This window comes from Frondihabitans sp. GW821-FHT04F02 (assembly GCF_059420045.1).
Map to the genome: position 1 here is coordinate 162,091 of NZ_JBWKSZ010000005.1, position 19,934 is coordinate 182,024.

Annotated in this window: 17 protein-coding genes; 5 read left to right on the forward strand and 12 right to left on the reverse strand. The window is 69.6% G+C overall.

Annotated features, from left to right (window positions below; genetic code table 11):
• The first annotated feature begins 13 nt into the window (after window positions 1-13).
• Window positions 14-427 carry an RNA-binding S4 domain-containing protein gene (locus AC07TY_RS14970; RefSeq protein WP_494785816.1) on the forward strand — a complete coding sequence of 138 codons (414 nt, stop codon included), beginning with the start codon at window positions 14-16 and terminating at the stop codon, window positions 425-427.
• Between the two features lie 231 nt (window positions 428-658).
• Window positions 659-1,285 carry a hypothetical protein gene (locus AC07TY_RS14975; RefSeq protein ID WP_494785817.1) on the forward strand — a complete coding sequence of 209 codons (627 nt, stop codon included), beginning with the start codon at window positions 659-661 and terminating at the stop codon, window positions 1,283-1,285.
• 66 nt (window positions 1,286-1,351) lie between these two features.
• On the opposite strand, the gene AC07TY_RS14980 is transcribed toward AC07TY_RS14975, so the two are convergent.
• The 3 genes from AC07TY_RS14980 to AC07TY_RS14990 all read right to left on the reverse strand — a co-directional run bounded on the left by AC07TY_RS14980 (window position 1,352) and on the right by AC07TY_RS14990 (window position 5,374).
• Complete coding sequence (locus tag AC07TY_RS14980) at window positions 1,352-3,334, reverse strand: helicase HerA-like domain-containing protein (RefSeq protein WP_494785818.1); 1,983 nt, start codon at window positions 3,332-3,334, stop codon at window positions 1,352-1,354.
• Between the two features lie 65 nt (window positions 3,335-3,399).
• Window positions 3,400-4,107 carry a phosphatase PAP2 family protein gene (locus tag AC07TY_RS14985; RefSeq protein ID WP_494785819.1) on the reverse strand — a complete coding sequence of 236 codons (708 nt, stop codon included), beginning with the start codon at window positions 4,105-4,107 and terminating at the stop codon, window positions 3,400-3,402.
• Between the two features lie 37 nt (window positions 4,108-4,144).
• Window positions 4,145-5,374, reverse strand: coding sequence for a multidrug effflux MFS transporter (locus tag AC07TY_RS14990; RefSeq protein WP_494785820.1), 1,230 nt, complete (start codon window positions 5,372-5,374; stop codon window positions 4,145-4,147).
• 246 nt (window positions 5,375-5,620) lie between these two features.
• On the opposite strand from AC07TY_RS14990, the gene AC07TY_RS14995 reads away from it, so the two are divergent.
• On the forward strand, window positions 5,621-6,187 hold the full coding sequence (locus AC07TY_RS14995) for a TetR/AcrR family transcriptional regulator (RefSeq protein ID WP_494785821.1): 567 nt from the start codon (window positions 5,621-5,623) through the stop codon (window positions 6,185-6,187).
• Window positions 6,188-6,196: 9 nt separating this feature from the next.
• Here the strand turns inward: AC07TY_RS14995 and AC07TY_RS15000 are convergent, their stop codons facing one another.
• From AC07TY_RS15000 to AC07TY_RS15020, 5 genes are all read right to left on the reverse strand, one after another.
• Window positions 6,197-7,276 (reverse strand): LCP family protein, encoded by a 1,080-nt coding sequence (locus tag AC07TY_RS15000; RefSeq protein WP_494785822.1) that lies wholly within the window; start codon window positions 7,274-7,276, stop codon window positions 6,197-6,199.
• Window positions 7,277-7,281: 5 nt separating this feature from the next.
• Window positions 7,282-7,977, reverse strand: a complete 696-nt coding sequence (locus tag AC07TY_RS15005; RefSeq protein WP_494785823.1) for a sugar transferase — start codon at window positions 7,975-7,977, stop codon at window positions 7,282-7,284.
• 139 nt (window positions 7,978-8,116) lie between these two features.
• Window positions 8,117-9,268, reverse strand: a complete 1,152-nt coding sequence (locus AC07TY_RS15010) for a cystathionine gamma-synthase (protein ID WP_494785824.1) — start codon at window positions 9,266-9,268, stop codon at window positions 8,117-8,119.
• Between the two features lie 37 nt (window positions 9,269-9,305).
• On the reverse strand, window positions 9,306-10,670 hold the full coding sequence (locus AC07TY_RS15015; protein ID WP_494785825.1) for a cystathionine beta-synthase: 1,365 nt from the start codon (window positions 10,668-10,670) through the stop codon (window positions 9,306-9,308).
• Between the two features lie 156 nt (window positions 10,671-10,826).
• Window positions 10,827-12,707 (reverse strand): ABC transporter ATP-binding protein, encoded by a 1,881-nt coding sequence (locus tag AC07TY_RS15020; protein WP_494785914.1) that lies wholly within the window; start codon window positions 12,705-12,707, stop codon window positions 10,827-10,829.
• 246 nt (window positions 12,708-12,953) lie between these two features.
• Between AC07TY_RS15020 and AC07TY_RS15025 the strand changes: the two genes are divergently transcribed.
• A complete protein-coding gene (locus tag AC07TY_RS15025; protein ID WP_494785826.1) occupies window positions 12,954-14,552 on the forward strand; it encodes a helix-turn-helix transcriptional regulator in 1,599 nt (532 codons plus the stop codon).
• Between the two features lie 87 nt (window positions 14,553-14,639).
• On the opposite strand, the gene rplL is transcribed toward AC07TY_RS15025, so the two are convergent.
• The 4 genes from rplL to AC07TY_RS15045 form a co-directional block, all read right to left on the reverse strand.
• Window positions 14,640-15,023 (reverse strand): 50S ribosomal protein L7/L12, encoded by a 384-nt coding sequence (gene rplL, locus AC07TY_RS15030; RefSeq protein WP_123507426.1) that lies wholly within the window; start codon window positions 15,021-15,023, stop codon window positions 14,640-14,642.
• A gap of 57 nt (window positions 15,024-15,080) precedes the next feature.
• Window positions 15,081-15,596 carry a 50S ribosomal protein L10 gene (gene rplJ, locus AC07TY_RS15035; protein ID WP_123507427.1) on the reverse strand — a complete coding sequence of 172 codons (516 nt, stop codon included), beginning with the start codon at window positions 15,594-15,596 and terminating at the stop codon, window positions 15,081-15,083.
• Window positions 15,597-15,883: 287 nt separating this feature from the next.
• The gene (locus AC07TY_RS15040; protein ID WP_494785827.1) at window positions 15,884-17,458 is read right to left on the reverse strand and encodes a sensor histidine kinase; all 1,575 of its coding nucleotides are present in this window, start codon (window positions 17,456-17,458) and stop codon (window positions 15,884-15,886) included.
• On the reverse strand, window positions 17,455-18,216 hold the full coding sequence (locus AC07TY_RS15045; protein ID WP_255410980.1) for a response regulator transcription factor: 762 nt from the start codon (window positions 18,214-18,216) through the stop codon (window positions 17,455-17,457). Before AC07TY_RS15045 ends, AC07TY_RS15040 begins: the two co-directional genes overlap by 4 nt.
• Before the next feature lie 115 nt (window positions 18,217-18,331).
• On the opposite strand from AC07TY_RS15045, the gene AC07TY_RS15050 reads away from it, so the two are divergent.
• Window positions 18,332-19,918 carry an ABC transporter permease gene (locus AC07TY_RS15050; protein WP_494785828.1) on the forward strand — a complete coding sequence of 529 codons (1,587 nt, stop codon included), beginning with the start codon at window positions 18,332-18,334 and terminating at the stop codon, window positions 19,916-19,918.
• Window positions 19,919-19,934: the final 16 nt, after the last annotated feature.

Sequence of the window (19,934 nt, forward strand, 5' to 3'; positions counted from 1 at the left end):
GTAGGCTCGGAGGATGGATTCGCCGGCCAGCGCACGGGTGGACGTCTGGTTGTGGGCGGTCCGTCTCTACAAGACCCGGTCGGCCGCCACGTCGGCCTGCCGAGCCGGTCACGTGCGCGTCAACGGCGAGCGCGTGAAGGCAGCTCACGCGATCCGCGTGGGCGACGAGGTCCGCAGCCGGGTGGAGGGATTCGACCGGATCGTGAAGGTCAAAGGCATCCTGCTGAAGCGCGTCGGGGCCCCGATCGCCGCGGAGGCCGTGATCGATCTGACTCCGCCGCCGCCTCCGCGAGCCGAGCTCGCCTACCTGCCCGTCCGCGACCGGGGTGCCGGGCGGCCGACGAAGCGCGATCGACGGGAGATCGATCGGCTTCGGGGCCAGTTCCTGGGCGATGAGATCGTCTGGGAGGACGACCCCGACGCCTGACTGCGGGCCACCGCGTCAGGCTCCCGCGAAACATACCTGCGAGTCGGTTACCACCCGAACTGGGCGGTACGAATGTCGCCGGCCTCGGCTATCGTCTTGTCTGCGCGGCCGGGTCTTCAGGGGTGGAGGGCCTGCGGCGTCCTGAGGTTCTAGGGGGAACACACGATGTACAGCGAAATGACGCGGCCTGTGGGGGCCGCTCGAACAGCTCGCGAGAAGTGCCGCGAGTCCGTGGCCGACGTCCGCTCCGGCTCACCCGATGCGTCCCGCGCGTTCGTCCGGCCGCTGCCGGCGCTCGGCCGCACGGCCCTGGTGTCGGGTGCCTTCAGCCTCCTGCCCATCTTCGCGGCGATCCTGTGGCTGACTCACGGCTCCTGGCTGCAGCCCGTCGCGGTCTTCGCCGAGGTCGTCGTCACGGCCGTGTTCTTCGTCGTCTACATCCGCTTCCGGCTCGTCTTCACGTCGGTCACCGCCACGCACTTTGTCAAGCAGCGCATGGTGCTCCCCACGACCGCCGTCGACCTGTCGCTCATCGACCGCGTCCTCGTGAACCGCGTCTACCGCGGCGGCTCGACCGAGGCCCTCACGCAGATGCTCGCCGTCGACGCGATGGGCCGGCGCCTGTTCGCCATGAACGCGCTGTTCTGGAGCGACGCCGACATCGCGACGATCTCCGACGCCCTCGACGCGCAGACCACCGTCGACCTGTCGCCGATGTCGCGGAGGGAGTACTTCCGGGAGTTCCCGATGGCTCGAGGCTGGTACCTGAGCCGTGCGGCGATGATCACCTACGTCGTCAGCGCCTGCGTCGTCATCGCGGCCGCCGTCGTGGCGCTCCGGGCCGCCTTCGGGGACTGAGCGACCAGGCTCGGCGCGCTCCGCACCGTGTCCGGGAGTGGCTGCCGCAGACCCCGCCGCACCGCGTCAGCGTCGCCGCAGTGTCCCGAAGATCCCCTTGACGACCTCGCCCATGATCTTCTGACTGCTCTTCGATCCGAGCAGCTCCCCCAGCAGGTCCGTCGGCTCCTGGGCTCTCGGGCGCGCCCGGCTGCCCGTCGTCGACTTCGCGCGCCGCGCCCGGTCGGCCTTCTCGAACTCGCGCTGTTGCCGCTCGTACTCGGCCTGCGCCTTGGCCCGCTCCCGCTCGGCGCGCGCGGCCTCCGTCGCGGCGGCCTTGGCGGTCGCGGCCTGCTCCTTCGCGGCTGACGCGGCCGCGGCCGCGGTGGCCTTCGCAGTCGCCGCGTCGGCGACCGCCTTCGCCTCGGCGTCGGCGCGGGCGGCAGCCGCGACGGCGGCCCCCTCGAGCTTCGCCGTCAGGATCTCGCGGGCCGACTCGCGGTCGATGGCCGTGCCGTACTTCGCGATGAGCGGGCTGGCCGCGACGGCGGCCTCCATGTCGGGCGTCGGCGTGGGCGACATCGAGCCGCGGGGTGCCCGCAGGCGGGTCCAGGCGACCGGCGACGGCGCACCCTTCTCGTTCATGACCGTGACGACGGCCTCGCCGGTGGCCAGCGTGGTGAGCACCGCGCCCAGGTCGTAGCCGCTCGACGGATAGGTCGACACGGTGGCCTTCAGCGCTTTGGCGTCGTCGGGCGTGAAGGCGCGGAGCTGGTGCTGCACGCGCGAGCCGAGCTGGGCCAGCACCTCCGACGGGACGTCCTTCGGCGTCTGCGTCACGAACACGATGCCGACGCCCTTCGACCTGATGAGGCGGACGGTCTGCGTGATCTGCGCGAGGAAGTCCTTCGATGCGTCCTTGAACAGCAGGTGGGCCTCGTCGAAGAAGAACACCAGCTTCGGCTTCTCGAGGTCGCCGACCTCGGGCAGGTCGTTGTACAGGTCGGCGAGCATCCACATCAGGAACGTCGAGAACAGCGCCGGCTGAGTCGCGACCCCGGGCAGCTCGAGCAGGCTGACGATGCCGCGTCCGTCCGGAGCGAGTCGCAGAAACTCGGCCGTGTCGATCTCGGACTCCCCGAAGAACAGGTCGGCGCCCTGGTCGGCGAACATGATCAGCTCGCGCAGGATCACCCCGACCGTCTGCGAGCTCAGCCCGCCGAGGTCGGTGAGCTCGGCCTTGCCGTCGTCGCTGATCAGGTACGTGAGCACGCTTCTCAGGTCGGAGAGGTCGAGGAGTGGAAGCCCCGCCTTCTCGGCGTAGTGGAAGACCAGCCCGAGGCTCGACTCCTGGGTGTCGTTCAGGCCGAGGACCTTGCTGAGCAGCAGGGGCCCGAAGCCTGAGACCGTCGCGCGCACGGGCACGCCGATCCCTCTGCCGCCGAGGGCGAAGTACTCCGTCGGCGCCGCCAGCGGAGACCAGTCCTGGCCGATGCCCCTCGTGCGGTCGAGCAGCTTCTCTGACGACTCCCCCGGGCTCGCGATGCCCGACAGGTCGCCCTTCACGTCGGCAGCGAAGACCGGCACGCCGGCGGCCGACAGCTGCTCCGCCAGCACCTGCAGGGTCTTCGTCTTGCCGGTGCCGGTGGCTCCGGCGACGAGACCGTGACGGTTCATCATCGCCAGCGGGATGCGCACCGGCACGTCGGCCCGGGCATCCCCGTTGACGAGGGCGCCCATCTCGAGCGCGGCTCCGGAGAACGCGTAGCCGGCGCGGATGGCGTCGACGTCGGTCTCTCCCAGAGGTCCTGGTGTCGCGATCGCGGGCGCAGGAACTTCCGACCCCGCTGCCGGAGCCGCCGCCGCGGGGGCCGTCGCCGCCTGCGCCGCCGCCTCGGCCGCCGCCTGCGCGTCGGCCGCCGCCTGCGCCTGCGCCGTCGCTGCCGCCGCGGCCTGAGCCGCGAGTTCCTGCGCCCTGGCCATCGCGGCCTCCGCCTCGGCCTGCGCCTTCGCGGCGGCGGCGACGAGCGCCTCGGCGTTCTGACGGGCGGTCTCCACTGCGTCGCTCATGCGGTCAGCCTAAGAGCCGGTGCCGCCGTCGGGAAGACCCGGCCGACGCCGCCTGGACACGGGGTCTACGCGCCAGCCGACGCCGATCGCCGCCGCTCCCGCAGCAGCCGCAGCGCGAACGGGGCCCACAGCACGACGGCCACTCCCCCGCCGACGAGCAGGCCGCCCACCGTGTCGGTGAGCCAGTGCGCTCCGAGGTAGGTGCGGCTCACCAGCATCACGACGGTGTACACGGCGCCGCCGATCCAGACCCGTCGCATCCCGAAGATGACGCCGAGGGCGACGGCCATGGTCGCGGCGTTCGCCACGTGCCCCGAAGGGAACGACCCGAAGTCGCTCGTCACCAGGATGTCGGCGGGTCGCGCGCGCCCGAACGTGTGCTTGAGCGCCTGGACGACGCCGGCGCTGAGGATGGTCGCCATCACGAAGTAGAGGGCGCCCGCCCGGTGCCGCGTGATCAGCAGCCAGACGACGATGCCGATCGGAACGGCGAACACGCCAAACCAGCCGCCACCGATGAAGTTCATGACGAGCGCCGGACCCTGCCAGATCGGAGACCGGTGCTCGACGATCTCCTCCATCCACTCGGCGTCGAGGAGGTCGGCGGTGCTCCGCACCGTGACGAGCCAGCCGATAAGAAGGGCGAGCCCGACGGCTCCGAGGGCACTGATAACGGGCCAGCGGCGGCTGACTCCGAGCGCGACCCGGCGCTCGGTCGGGCCGGGCTCACCCGGTCGGGGTTCGGCGGCGCGGGGCTCGGTCGGCGTCGGCATCCATCCACGCTACCCACGCCACGCTGATAGACCCGCGTCAGTGCCCCAGCGGCGGCACCGTCCGCGGCCGTACCAGGATCCACAGGCTCAGGATCGCCACGGCGCTCGTGCATGCCATGACGGCGCCCATCGGAGCTGCGGTCGAGATGCCGATGACTCCGACGATGGGCGAGATGAGGCCGGCGAGCCCGAAGTTGAGGGCGCCGAGGAGGGAGGCGGCAGTTCCTGCCTCCTTGCCGTGGTTCGCCAGAGCGAGCACCTGCACCTGCGGGAACGAGAAGCCGCACGACGCGATGAAGATCCACAGGGGCACGAGCACGCCGAGCAGGCCGACCTGGAGGGTGTCGAGAATGACGATAGCGAGGGCCGCGACCAGCATGGTGGCGGTGGAGCACGCGAGGATCCACTGCGGCCCGAAGCGCTGGGCCAGGCGCGCACTGATCTGCACGCCGACCACGATGCCGAGCGAGTTGACGGCGAACAGCAGGCCGTACTCCTGCGCCGAGAATCCGTACAGCGACTGGAACAGGAACGACGACGACGAGAGGTACGCGAACAGCCCCGAGAAGATCATGGCGCCCATGAGCGCGACGCCGACGAAGATGCGGTCGTGGAAGAGGATCCGGTACCGCTGCCGCAGCGTCGAGTGCCCCTGCTCGGCGCGGCGCTCCTTCGGCAGGGTCTCGACGATGAAGAAGACCGCCGCCACCACCACGAGCACCCCGTAGGCCGCGAGCACCGCGAAGATGCCGCGCCAGCTCGTGAAGCGCAGCAGCTGCGAGCCGATCACCGGCGCGAGGATCGGCGCCAGGCCGTTCACCAGTGCCAGGCGCGACAGCATGCGCACCAGCGGCTTGCCGCCGAAGAGGTCGCGCACCAGGGCCATGGCGACGACACCGCCCGCCGCCGCTCCCATCCCCTGCAGAACCCGGAAGAGGCCCAGGAACTCGATGTTCGCCGCCGTGGCCGCCCCCACGCTCGCGCACACGTGGAGCGAGCTCGCCACGATCAGGGGCAGCCGCCGCCCGACCTTGTCGCTCCACGGCCCGACCAGCAGCTGCCCGAGGCCGAACCCGATGGTCGTCGCAGTCAGCGTGAGCTGGACCGTCGCCGTCGTCACGCTGAAGTCGGACTCCAGCGCCGGAAACGCGGGCAGGTAGAGGTCGATCGTCGCCGGCCCCAGCGCCGTGAGGGCGCCGAGCACGACGATGTAGACCAGGCGCTGTCGCCGGGAGAGGGCGTCTCCCGGGTGCACGACGATTGTCACGGAGCTCCTTTGCGCGGGCGGCGGTACTCGGCCGCGGAGAAGGGCCGGACGCACGGCAGGACGTCGCGGACCGCTCCTGGATCAGCGGGAGAAAGATGGGGGTGATCGGCGACAACTCGACGGTCGTCGTCCATCCAGAGTAGTGGCGATCCGGATCGCACGACAGATGTCGGCGGGCGATCCTGCGTTAATTCTCGGCACCCGGCGTCTAGGCTCAGGGCCACCATAAAGCACCTGGAGGATCACATGGTTGATGCGAGAATCGTGCAGACGACGAAGTCATTGCACGCCGCCATCATCGAGCTTGCATCGGCTGCTCCCGTGTCGACGATCACCGTCGCCGACGTCACCCGCGCGGCGGGCATCAACCGGGCCACCTTCTACAGCCACGCGACTTCGCCCGGCGGGCTCCTCGCCGACGTGCTCACGCCCGAGCTCGACGCCATCCGCGAGAGCGACCTCGCCCTGCGCGAGGTCGGTGGACACTCGCCGGAGGAGATCTCGCGGAAGGGCATGGAGCGCGTCGTCGATCACGTGGTGAAGTACCGCGACATCTACCGGCTCGCGCTGCCCGACAACCTCGACGCGTCGACGCACCGGGTACTGGCTCGCCACTTCGAGGTGTCGTCGCTCCTGCACTTCGAGAACCGCATCTCGGACAGCCTGCCCAAAGCGATCTCCCCGCCCTTGGCGGCCGGCTTCATCGCTCACGGGCTCGTCGGCGTGATCGAGAACTGGCTCACCGGCAAGCGCACCAGCCGCAAGGTGCTCGTCGACAACATCATCCTGCTCCTGCCCGAATGGTGGGACTGACCGCAGGCGTCACTCGGTGAGACCACGGGCGTAGTCGGCCAGGGTGTCGGTCGCGAGCGCGGCTCGCACCTTCGACGTCGCCGCCCGATCGACCTTGACGATGGACTGCGTGCCCACCGTGCCCGTGCCGCCCGTCGGCAGCGTGAAGAAGTCGAAGTTCTTCAGGTCGGCTCCGCGCAGGCTGTAGGCCAGCGCTCCGGACTCGCGCAGCGTGAACCCGGCATCGACCGTCACGGTGCGCGAGGTCTCTCGGACGAACTCGACCAGGCTGGCAGGATCAGCCAGCACGTCCCGGCTCAGCGCCCGGCTCACGATGCCCTGCAGGAGAAGCTGCTGGTTCGTGACCCGCTGGTAGTCGCCGGTCGAGAAGGCGTAGCGCTCGCGCGCGAACGTGAGGGCTCGGTCGCCCTCGAGAGTGATCGGGCCGGCGGCGAAGAACCGGTCCTCGCCGCGGCTCGCCGTGAACGGCGTCGGGTTGTCGACGACGACGCCTCCCAGAGCCGTCGTCATGGCGGACAGCCCGGAGAAGTCGATGATCGCGACATGGTCGATGCGCGCGCCGAGGAGGTCTTCGAGCGTCTCGATGAGCAGGGCCGTCCCGCCGTGCGCGAGGGCGGCGTTGACCTTGGTCTCACCGTGGCCGGGAACGGGAACCCACAGGTCGCGGAGGATCGACATGACTGCGACATGCTGCCGGTCGGCCGACACGTTCAGGAGCATGATCGTGTCGGCGCGCTGATTGCCGGAGCGCCCCTCGAGATCGGGTCGGCGCGAGTCGGAGCCGATGAGCAGGATGTTCTTCGCCCCGGTCGAGGCGGCAGGCCGCTTGCCCGAGGGGAACGCGGTGTCGTCGGCGATCGTCGTCAGATTGCCGCCGACGACGTCGTGCACGAAGAGCGCGCCGGCGGCCACGGCACTGCCCAGGAGGGCGACGACGATCAGGAGGGCGACGATGAGCCGGCGACGACGACGCGAGCGGCGCTTGGTCACGCCGTCGCGACGACGGCTGGAGCGGCTGGGGAGGATCTCGACTTCGGCTGTCGTCGGGCTCGGCGGGTTCTGCGGGCTCATCGGGTTCTGCGGGCTCATCGGGGTCAGTACGCCCCCACCGGCAGCACCACGGCTCGCACGGTGCGGGCGAGGATGACGACGTCGTAGCGGAGGTTCCAGTTGTCGACGTAGTGGATGTCGAGGTCGAGCCCGGCCTCCCATGAGAGGGTGCTGCGCCCGCCGACCTGCCACGCTCCGGTCATGCCCGGAACCGCTTCGAGGCGGCGGACGGCTCGGGCGCAGTACTCGTCGACCTCGCACGAGAGGGCCGGTCGGGGCCCGACCAGGCTCATGTCGCCGAGGAGCACATTGACGAGCTGCGGCAGCTCGTCGATCGAGAACCGTCTGAGGACGCGGCCCACCGGCGTGATGCGCGGGTCGTCGATCATCTTGAAGAGCGGACCCTCGATCGTCGTGCGCTTCTTGAGCTCGTCCAGACGACGATCGGCGTCGGCGTACATGGTGCGGAACTTGAGGATCTCGAAGGGGCGGCCGTCGAGGCCGATTCGCTCCTGCCGGTAGATGGCCGGACCGCGGCTCGTGAGACGGATGACCGCCGCGACGACGAGCATGGGGAGCAGCAGCAGGAGGAGTCCGAAGGCGGAGCCGGCGAGGTCGACGGCGCGCTTGGGCACGGAGTCGCTCGAACGAGAGGCCCTGTCGACGAAGCTGATCGGTGCGGCAGCGTCAGCAGGAGGGGCGGCGCTGATCGGGCGCGGAGCGCGGGTTGCGAGAGACACAGGAACCTCGAATCGAATGCGAAATATCAAATCCGAGACTAGGCCAATTCGCCCTCGATATCAATACCTGACATGTCGGGTTCGGATACGAAAAAGGGCCCGCTCACGAGGAGCGGGCCCAGGGGTGCTGCTGCGGGTCTCAGCCGAGGCGGCCGAGCGCCCCGTCGACGTCGGCGAGGAGGTCGTCGATCGACTCGATCCCGACCGAGAGGCGGACGACGTTCTCGGGGACGGCGAGCTCGGTCCCCTTCACCGATGCGTGGGTCATCTCGGACGGGTAGCCGATGAGCGACTCGACGCCGCCCAGCGACTCGGCGAGCTGGAACACCTCGGTCGACTCGGCGAAGGTGCGGGCCGCCTCGGGACCGCCGGCCAGCGCGACCGAGAGCATGCCGCCGAAGCGCTTCATCTGACGTGAGGCGAGCTCGTGGCCGGGGTGCGTCGCGAGGCCGGGGTAGAAGACGGTCTCGACGGCAGGGTGCTCCACGAGGGCCTCGGCGATGGCCTGCGCGTTCGACGAGTGGCGGTCCATGCGGACGCCGAGGGTCTTGATGCCGCGGATCGTGAGCCAGGCCTCCATCGGGGCCGAGATGGCGCCGACGCCGAACTGAATGAAGCCGATCATCGACGCGAGCTCGTCGTCGTTCACGACGAGGGCGCCGCCGAGGGTGTCGGAGTGGCCGCCGAGGTACTTGGTCGTCGAGTGCACCACGACGTCCGCGCCGAGGGCGAGGGGCTGCTGCACGTATGGCGACGCGAAGGTGTTGTCGACCACGACGAGAGCGCCGGCGGCGTGGCCGATCTCGGCCAGCCCCGCGATGTCGGTGATCTTCATCAGCGGGTTGCTGGGCGTCTCGACCCACAGGACGGTGGTCTCGCCGGGGCGGGCGGCGGCACGCACCGCGTCGAGGTCGCTCATGTCGACGGTCTCGAGCGTGACGCCCCAGGCCGCCCAGACTCGGTTCACGAGACGGTGGGTGCCGCCGTACACGTCGTTGCCCATCACCACTCGTGAGCCGGGGGCCAGGACGGCCCGCAGCAGGCTGTCCTCGGCGGCGAGGCCCGACGAGAAGCTGAACGCCGCCGAACCGCCCTCGAGGCTCGCGAGGACTGTCTGGAGCGAGTCGCGCGTGGGGTTGGCCGAGCGGCCGTACTCGTAGCCGCCGCGGAAGCCGCCGATGCCGTCCTGGACGAAGGTGGACGTCTGGTAGATCGGCGGGATGATCGCGCCGGTCGTGGGGTCGAACGCCTGGCCGTCGTGGATGGCGCGGGTCTCGAAGTCGTGGCTCACAGGGGTACCTCGGGGTTCGGTCGAGCAGGAACAGGGATTATTCGGACAGGAAGGCGAGGAGGTCGTGACGCGTCACGACCGCGGCCGGTTTGCCGTCCGTCGTCACGAGCAGGGCGTCGTTCTTCTCGAGCGCGCGCCGCGCGACCGAGACCGACTCGTTGAGGCCGATCAGGGCGAGCGGCGGCCCGATGAACGTGGCGACCGGGTCGGTCATCTGGGCCTGGCCCGAGAAGACCTGCTCCAGGAGCGCGCGCTCCTCGACGGCGCCGACGACCTCGCCGATGACGACCGGCGGCTCGGCCGACAGCACCGGCATCTGCGACACACCGTACTTCGACATGATCTGGACGACGTCGCGGACGGTATCGGACGGGTGGGCGTGCACGAGGTCGGGCAGCTCGCCGCTCTTCGAGGCGATGAGGTCTGAGACGGTGGTCTCGTCGCTCTCTTCGCTGAAGCCGTACGAGCGCATCCAGCGGTCGTTGAAGATCTTGCCGAGGTAGCCGCGGCCCGAGTCGGGCAGCAGCACGACCACGATGTCGTCGGGTCCGAGCTCGCGGGCCACGTCGAGGGCGGCGGCGACGGCCATGCCGCTCGATCCTCCGACCAGCAGCCCCTCTTCGCGGGCGAGACGGCGCGTGATGTCGAACGACCGGGCGTCCGACACGGCGATGATCCGGTCGACGACGGAGCCGTCGTAGGCGCCGGGCCAGAAGTCCTCGCCCACTCCCTCGACCAGGTAGGGCCGACCGGTGCCGCCTGAGTAGACGCTGCCCTCGGGGTCTGCGCCGACGATGGTGATGGCGCCCTCGGAGGCCTCCTTCAGGAAGCGACCGGTGCCGCTGATCGTGCCGCCGGTGCCGACTCCGGCGACGAAGTGCGTGATGCGCCCGTCGGTGTCGCGCCAGATCTCGGGGCCGGTGGTCTCGTAGTGGCTGAGCGGGCCGCTCGGGTTCTCGTACTGGTTCGGCTTGAAGGCGCCGGGGATCTCGCTGACGAGGCGGTCGGAGACGCTGTAGTACGACTCGGGGCTGTCGGGAGCGACGGCGGTCGGCGTGACGATGATCTCGGCACCGTAGGCGGTGAGCACGTTGCGCTTGTCCTCGCCGACCTTGTCGGGCAGAACGAAGACGCAGCGGTAGCCGCGCTGCTGGGCGACCAGGGCGAGCCCCACGCCGGTGTTGCCGCTGGTCGGTTCGACGATGGTACCCCCGGGCTTCAGCAGCCCGTCGCGCTCGGCGGCGTCGATGATGCGCGTCGCGATGCGGTCTTTCGACGATCCGCCCGGGTTCAGGTACTCGACCTTGACGAGCACGGTGGCGCTGATGCCCTCCGTCAGCCGATTGAGCTTCACGAGCGGGGTGTTGCCGACGAGGTCGATGACGGAGTCCGCGTACTTCACCGTCCGAGTCTATCGAGCGCCGCCCGACGACCGGAGGCTGTTACGCCGACGGACGAATCGCGAGCGTCGGCGCGTCCTCGATCGACGCGACTTCGGCATCGTGCGGTCACCGCGAACGGCTCTCGGCACCACGGAGGACACCCTGCGTCCCGAAGGTCAGAGCGGGACGTTCGCCTGCTGCTCGTAGAGCTCCGTGTACAGCCCTCCGAGAGCGACCAGCTCGTCATGCGTACCCCGTTCGACGATGCGGCCGGCCCGGACGACGAAGATCACGTCAGCCGCGCGGACGGTCGACAGGCGGTGCGCTATCGAGATCGTGGTGCGCCCGCGTGAGGCGTTGTCGAGCGCCGCCTGCACGATGCGCTCCGACACCGAGTCGAGCGCGCTGGTCGCCTCGTCGAGCACCAGCACTGCGGGGTCTTTCAGGAGCACGCGCGCGATGGCCAACCGCTGCTTCTCGCCGCCCGAGAGCCGGTAGCCGCGCTCCCCCACGAGCGTCTCGTACCCCTCGGGGAAGGAGGCGATCGTCTCGTGGATGTTCGCCTGGCGCGCTGCGTCCTCGAGCTGCTCCTGAGAGGCGCCCGGCTGCGCGTAGCGGAGGTTCTCGGCGATCGTGGCGTGGAAGAGGTAGGTCTCCTGGCTGACGATGCCGATGTTCGAAACGAGGTCGTCCTGGCCGAGGTCGCGCACGTCGACTCCGGCGAAGCGCACGCTGCCCCCGGACGCCTCGTAGAACCGCGGGATCAGATACGAGACCGTGGTCTTGCCGGCGCCGGAAGGGCCGACGAAGGCGGCGAACTGGCCCGGCTCGATATCGAACGTGAGTCCGGCGAGGGTCCGGGCTCCGGGCTCGGCGTCCGGGTAGGCGAACGTGACGTCGTCGAACTCGACGCGCCCCAGCTGCGACCGGTCGACCCGCTCGGGCACAGCAGGCTCGCGGATCGCCGGCGTCAGGTCGAGGTACTCGAAGATTCGGGCGAAGAGGGCGCTCGACGTCTGGATGTCGAGCGCCACCCGCAGCAGCGCCATGAGCGGGAACGTCAGACGGGCCTGGACGGTGGTGAACGCGACGATCGTCCCGGCAGTCACGTCGACGCCGCCCTGGATCAGGTAGGCGGCGACGATGTAGATCACGGCGGGGATGATCGACAGGAAGATCTGCACGGTCGCGAAGAACCCCTGGCCGCTCATCGTCTGCCGCACCTGCAGGCCGATCTGCGTGCGGTTCTCGTTCGCGTAGCGCTCGACCTCGGTGCGCTGCTGATTGAAGGCCTTCGCGAGCAGGATCCCGGACACGCTGAGCGTCTCCTGCGTGATGGCCGTCATGTCCGACAGCGACTCCTGCGTCTGAGTGGCGATCCGCGCCCGGACCTGGCCCACGCGCCGCTGCGCGACGACGAGCACAGGCAGCAGGATCACGGCCACGACGGTCATCTGCCACGACAGCAGCAGCATCGCCACGAACGCCGCGATCACCGTGACCGTGTTGCCGAGGATGCTCGAGACCGTGTTGCTCAGGACATTGGCCACGCCGCCCACGTCGTTCTGCAGGCGCGACTGGATGATCCCCGTCTTGGTGCGGGTGAAGAACGCGAGCTCCATGCGCTGCAGGTGCCCGAACAGGCGGATGCGGAGCGCACCCATCACCTTGTTGCCCACGGTGGCCGTCAGGTAGGTCTGCCAGACGCCGAGACCGGCCGACAGGATCCAGAGGCCGACCATGGCGCCGACGAGGCGCATGAGCACGGGGATGTTCGGGCCGCCGGCCGGGAAGAGGCCCCTGTCGAAGGCCTGCTGGGTCAGGAGCGGGGGCAGGACGCTGATCGCCGCCGACACGAGCACCAGCACGACTGTCACGATGAGCGCCCGCCGATGCGGCTGGAACAGGCTGCGGATCCGCCGGAACAGGTCGGGGATCTTCGGGGCGTCCGCGTTGGCCGCCTTCTGCGCCCGGGCATCGGCGGCCGATACCCGCCCGGGGCCGCCCGGTCGGCCGCCGCCGCCTCGCATGCCGCCGCCCGAGGCGATCTGATCCATCCTGCTCACCGGCTCACAGTACGCCCGCTGCGATGACCCCAGTTCTGGCCGATGTGCGAAAAGCTCCCGGTGGAAAGAAATCTCAGTTTATGATGTTGTCGGGCAGTGGCCCGAAGCAGGGGGCAGATCGAGGTCTCTCCCGTCAGGACGATCCGCCCGAAGCACGATCGTCGCCTTCGGATCGCGTCCAACGAGCTGCATTCCCCGTCCCGACCGGGGAACTACCCGATGCAGCAGAGGTATTCCGTGAACTCCCGAAACGATACGACCGGCGAACCCGAAAACTCGACGGCGCTGCAACTCGACGGCCGCAACGCGCTCGACACGATCGAGACGATGTGGCCCCAGATCGCGCCCATCCAGGGTGCCCGGCTTCGCGACGCCATCCGCAGCATCCCCGAGAAGGAGTGGAGCGACCGCGCCCGCATCCTGCTCGCTCTCGCGGCCAGCTACCGCTCCATCGGCTCGACGTCCCGGAGTGCCGCGCTGCCCTGGTTCCGCGCCGTCGACAAGAGCATCAGGGCCGATCCGGGCAGTCCGCTCGACGTCCGCGTCGGCTACCTGATCCACTTCGCGGCCACCATGCGCACGATGGGCGACATCGAGCGCTCCCGTGAGAACCTCGAGACGGCGCGCACCATGATCGAGAGCGACGAGTCGCTCGACATCAGCCGCCGCATCGACCTGAGCGCCTCCTTCTCGCTGCAGCTGGGCCTCGCGCGCATCCACACCGGCGCCTTCGACGAGGCCCTGTTCGCGCTGTCGCTGGCCGAGGGGCTCGCCGACGAGCACCTGTCGACCGCCGAGCGCGTCGAGTGCCACTCGGCGCTCGCCTACGTGGCGTTCCTGCTCGGCGACTTCGCCCTCGCCGACAGCCAGATCGACCTCGCCGCCCAGCACGCCGACGGAACCGACCTGCTGCGCTCGTCGTTCGGCGCGCTCGCGCAGGTGACGCGCTTCCACCTCCACATCGAGCGCGAGAGCGGCTCCGAACCGCACGAGGCTCTGCTCCGCGACCTGCGCATCGCCTGCCGCAACACCGACTGGGAGGCGCACTCGCTGTACGTCGAGGCCCTCTCCCGCTACGACGACGGCGCCTCGATCGAGGCGCTCGATCTGCTCGGCCGCGTCACACGGCTGCTCGCGCACTTCTCGGGCGCGTCGGCGCTCGATTCGGCGACGCGGATCCTGCGCTCCGAAGCCCTTCGGTCGCTGGGCGAGGCATCGCAGTCGCACGACGCCCTCGCCGACATCCCGGTAGGCCAGCACCACGTCAACTGCCCCGCCAGCATCACCGCTCTCGCCTCGTTCACATTGGGCGACCCGCAGCAGGCGCTGGACGCGCTCGAGTCGTGCCTGGCGCTCGGCGACCTGCACTCGATGCGGTCGATGGTGCAGATCCACGCGATCGCCGCGGCCGCGCACGACGACCTCGGCAACGCGGTCGCATCGAGCATCGCCTTCGACCGGTCGCTGCTCATGGCGGCCCTGAACGGCGTCGTGTGGCCGTTCGCCACGCTCCCGTCGGAGGTGCTGGAGCGCTTGCTCGGCCGCGCCGCCGGGCGCGTTCAGCCGGCGATCGTCGTCGCGATGATGGAGCGCCTCCGCACCGCCCCCTCGACGGACTCCGTCGTGCTCGTCGACCCGCTCAGCGAGCGCGAGCTGGTCATCGTGCGGCACCTGGCGACCGGCGCGACCCTCAGCCAGATCGGCGCCGAGCTCTTCATCTCGGTGAACACGGTCAAGAGCCACGTCCGCAGCATCTACCGCAAGCTCTCGGCGACGAACCGCCGCGAGGCGATCGCGCGCGCCGTGCAGCTGGGCCTCGCCGAGCAGGAGCAGTAGCAGCAGCGCTGACCGGCGCAGGCGACGCTGGCAGCGCGAAAGCCCCGGACCTCTCGGCCCGGGGCTTTCGTGTCAGCAGTGGTGAGACTACTTGAGGGTGATCGTGGCGCCGGCGGCCTCGAGCTGAGCCTTGGCCTTCTCGGCGGTCTCCTTGTTGGCACCCTCGAGGACGGTGCTGGGGGCACCGTCGACGACGGCCTTGGCCTCGCCGAGGCCGAGGCTGGTGAGCGCGCGAACCTCCTTGATAACCTGGATCTTCTTGTCACCGGCGGCCTCGAGGACGACGTCGAACGAGTCCTTCTCCTCGACCTCTTCGGCCGGGGCGGCGGGGCCAGCGGCACCGGCAGCGGCGACGGGGGCAGCGGCGGTGACCTCGAAGACCTCTTCGAACTTCTTGACGAAGTCGCTGAGCTCGATGAGCGTGAGCTCCTTGAAAGCCTCGATCAGTTCGTCCTGGCTGAGCTTTGCCATTTGTTTCTCCTTGTTGGTAGTGCTGAAAGTGTGGGGTGGTGAGTACTGGACGACCGCTTACGCGGCGTCCTCCTGCTTGGCGCGCAGAGCCTCGACCGTGCGAACGGTCTTCGACAGCGGAGCCTGGAACAGGTAGGCCGCACCGAACAGCGAAGCCTTGAAGGCACCAGCCAGCTTGCCCAGCAGCACCTCCCGCGACTCGAGATCGGCGAGCTGGTTGACCTCGGCTGCGCTCAGAGGGTTACCGTCGAAGTAACCGCCCTTCACGATCAGCTCGGGGTTCGCCTTGGCGAAGTCACGCAGGCTCTTGGCCACGGCGACAGGGTCTCCGTGGACGAAAGCGATCGCGGACGGGCCGACGAGTTCCTCGTCGAACGACGAGATCCCCGCAGCGTTCGCCGCGATCTTGGTGAGCGTGTTCTTCACGACGGCGTAGGTGGCGTCCTCACGGATACCGGTGCGCAGCGCTTTGAGCTGAGCAACGGTGAGGCCGCGGTACTCGGTGAGCAGGACGGCGGTCGAGCTACGGAACGACTCCGTGAGCTCGGCGACCGAAGCTTCCTTGTTCGCCATGTCGCTCCTAACGTGTGAAAGCTGGCAGCCCCTCGTGACTCTCTCGAGTCCAGTGCTCACACGAAAAAAGCTCCGCGCAGAATGCACGGAGCTTGAGCTTCGAACACCTGCGCGGGACGTCTCTCGGGAGAGAACCTTCGGCCAGCGCTTGCTCTTTCGAGCGGGCGCCGACAACCAGCGGTCTTGGGCTTCGATCACTATAGGCGACCGGCCCGAGTTCCTGCAACTCCCGCCGAAGACGCCGGGCATCGGTCACAGGCAGTGTCTGCAGGAACTCGGGGCGGTCGCTACGAGCGCACCGGCTCGGGCGCCGGCAGCGGAACCGGCCGACCCTGCGGTGCGCGCTCGAGCGGCAGCCGCACCGTGAAGACGGCACCGGGGTCGCCGTTCGTCGCGGTCACCGTGCCCCCGTGCGAGTGCACGACGGCATGGACGATGGCCAGGCCGAGACCGGTCGAGCCGGCCTTGCGCGACCGCGAGCTGTCGGCTCGGGCGAACCGCTCGAACAACACCGGCATGACGGCGGGGTCGATCCCTGGACCGTTGTCCGAGACCGTGACGATGGCTTCGTGAGTCGTGTCGTCGCGCTCCAGGCCGACCCACACCTCGGTGCCGTCGGGTGTGTGGGTGCGGGCGTTGGCCAGGAGGTTCGCGACGACCTGGTGCAAGCGCATCGGGTCGCCGAGCAGCGTGATCGGCACCTCGGGCACCGAGACGTCGTACTGGTGCTCCGTCGCCTGAACGTGCGTGTCGTGCACGGCGTCCAGGACGATGCGCGTGAGGTCGACCTCCTTCTTGACGAGGTCGGTGCCCTCGTCGAGGCGGGCGAGCAGCAGGAGCTCCTCGACCAGCGACGTCATGCGGACCGACTCGGATTCGATTCGGCCCATGGCGTAGACCACGTCTTCGGGGAGGTCCTTGCCCATGCGGCGGGTGAGCTCGGCGTAGCCGCGCACCGAGGCGAGCGGCGTGCGGAGCTCGTGCGACGCATCGGCGACGAACTGCCGCACCTTGTTCTCGGACTCCTGGCGGGCCGTGAGCGCATGCGAGACGTGACCGAGCATGCGGTTCATGGCGGCGCCGACGCGTCCGACCTCGGTGCGGGTGTCGGTGTCCTCCTCGGGCACGCGGGCGTCGAGCGCGACCTCGCCGCGGTCGAGCGGCATCTCGGCGACGCGAGCCGCGGTCTCGGCCATGCGCTGCAGCGGTCCGAGGGCGTACTTGACGGTGATCATGGCGAAGAAGATCGCGGCGGCGATGCCGGCGGCCGCGATGATCGCGATGCCGGCGATGAGCTTGCCGACGGGGCCGGTGACGGAGTCTCGCGGCAGGCCCACGACGACGCGAGCCTGGACGAAGCTACCGCTGGGAAGCTGCACCGTGACCGGCACCGCACGCACGAGATAGCTGCCGTAGCTCGAACCGAGCTGGATCTCCTCGCTCTTGTCGCCGGTCGCCACGTTCGAGAGGGCTGTCTTCGTGGCAGACGACACGGTGCCGACGCGTCCGGACTCGAGCACGAGCCCGGAACCGAGCGTGCTGCTCGTGGTAGAGGCCGCGCTGCCCGAGTAGTAGATGGTCACGGTGCCCGGTGCCTGGTTGGGTCCGCCCGTGTCGGCACCCGACCCGCCGAAGCCGCTGCGGCCGTCCTGGCCTGAGGCGCGAGCGACGGCGGACGTGAGCTGCGAGTCAAGTTGGGCCGAGAGGACGCGCTGCAGGACGACCACGCTCAGGGCGCCGATCAGGATCGCCAGCAGAGCCGAGATCGCCACGATGCTCAGCACGAGGCGCCGGCGGAGCGTGAACGGACCACCGAAGCTCTTCGCCCATCCTCGCGCGACGGCTACGGGGTGGACCGTCATGCGACGGGCTTGATCACGTAACCCACGCCGCGCACGGTGTGGATCATGGGCTCTTCGCCCGCGTCGATCTTCTTGCGGAGGTACGAGATGTAGATCTCGACGACGCTGGACTTGCCGCCGAAGTCGTACGACCACACGCGGTCGAGGATCTGCGCCTTCGACAGCACACGGCGCGGGTTGCGCATGAGGAAGCGCAGCAGCTCGAACTCGGTGGCGGTGAGCTCGATCTCGCGACCGGCGCGCGACACCTCGTAGCTCTCCTCGTCGAGCACGAGGTCGCCCACGATGATGCGCGAGTCGCCGCCCTCGGAGACCATCGCGGCCGAGCGGCGGATAAGGCCGCGGAGACGGGCGACGACCTCTTCGAGGCTGAACGGCTTGGTGACGTAGTCGTCGCCGCCCGCGGTCAGGCCCGTGACGCGGTCCTCGACGGCGTCCTTCGCCGTGAGGAAGAGGATGGGGGTGTCGTCGCCGCCGGTGCGGAGGCGGCCGAGCACCTGGAGGCCGTCGATGTCGGGGAGCATGACGTCGAGGACGATCGCGTCGGGCTTGAACTCGCGGGCGAGCGTCAGAGCGGTCTGTCCGTCCGGTGCGGCCTTGACCTCCCAGCCCTCGTAGCGGAGCGCCATGGAGAGCAGGTCGGTGAGGCTGTTCTCGTCGTCGACGACGAGCACTCGGAGGGGCGAGCCGTCGGCGCGGGTGAGGCGCGGTGCGGCGGGGGCGGTGATGGGGGCTGAAGTGGTCACGCTCTCAAGTATCTGCCGGTTTCTATGAGCCGCCTGTGACGACCTGATGAGCCCGCCAGGGATTTGCTTCATAGGAATTTGACAAGGTCGCGATAACCCGGCCATATGCGCCGTCCGTACTGTCGCCATGTTCACAGCACCTTGCCACCACCCCGAGGAGTACCCCTTGTTCTTCACCTACCTGTACCGGGAGCTGAGCAACCGGCGCAAGCAGACGGCGATCATCGCCACCGGCATGGCCCTGGCCATCGCGCTCGTCATCATCGTCAACTCCGTCGCGGGCGGGGTGAAGGCGGCGCAGTCGACCGTGCTCCAGTCCGTCTACGGCGTCGGCACCGACATCACCATCAGCCAGACCGAGACGCCGTCGTCGACCGGCGGTCGGCCGACCTTCACCTTCGGCTCCGGCGGCGGAACGACCAGCGGCAACAGCACGTCGCTGTCGCAGTCCAGCCTGAGCGCTGCGCGGGGCACGGCCACCTTCGCCGACTCCGCCCTCGCGAAGGTCGAGAAGACGACCGGCGTGAAGAGCGCCGCGGCGACCCTGTCGCTCCAGCTCAACGACTTCTCGGGCACCACGACGCAGCAGGGCACGTCGGGCACGACCGGAGGCACCGCCCAGCAGCAGGCCCCGACCGGCACGGCCACCGGCGCGCCGACCGGCGGCCAGGGCGGCGGCGGCTTCGGCGGCGGCTCGTTCAGCTTCGACCAGACGACGGTCTCGGGCGTCAGCGTCACGGCCGACGCCGTGGGTCCCCTCACGAGCGTCTCGCTCACCAAGGGCCGCACCTTCACGTCGGCCGACGCCGGCAAGCACGTCCTGATCGTCGACAGCTCGTACGCCAAGACCGAGAGCCTCGCGGTCGGCGACACCAAGAAGATCGGCTCCACGACCTTCACCGTGATCGGCATCGTCAAGTCGACCTCGTCGTCGGCGACCACCGGCTCCGACATGTACATGCCCCTCGACACCGCCCAGAAGGTCGCCGACCTCTCGGGCAAGGTCAGCACCATCTACGTCAGCGCCGAGTCGTCCAGCGACGTCTCGACGCTCAAGAGCGCTCTCGAGAAGACCCTCCCGAAGGCGACGGTCTCGACGGAGTCCGACCTGGCGTCCAGCGTCTCCGGCTCCCTGTCGACGGCTTCCAGCCTGGTCTCGAACCTCGGCACCTGGCTGTCGATCATCGTGCTGGCCGCCGCCTTCCTGATCGCGATCCTGTTCACGGTCTCGGGCGTCACCCGCCGCACCCGCGAGTTCGGCACGCTGAAGGCGATCGGCTGGTCGAACGGCCGCATCGTGCGTCAGGTGGCCGGCGAGTCGTTCGTGCAGGGGCTCATCGGCGGCGTCGCCGGCGTGATCGTCGGCATCGTCGGAGTCATCGTGATCAACGTCATCGCCCCGACGCTCTCGGGCGGCGCCGCGACGACGACAGCCGGAGGCGCAGGCGGCGGCACTCCCCCGGGCGGGGCGGCCGGCGGAACGTCGGGCGGAGCCGAGGCAGGCACGGGCGCAGGAACCGACGCCACCGGCGCCCGCTTCGGCGCCCAGGTCGCCTCCACTGCAACCGAGGTCAGCCTCCACGCCCCGATCGCCGTCTCGATCATCGTGATCGCGGTCGCCCTCGCCGTGATCGGCGGCCTCCTCGCCGGTGCGATCGGCGGATGGCGCGCCTCGCGCCTCCGTCCCGCCGAAGCTCTCCGCAGCGTGGCCTGAGCCGCGACCTCCGACA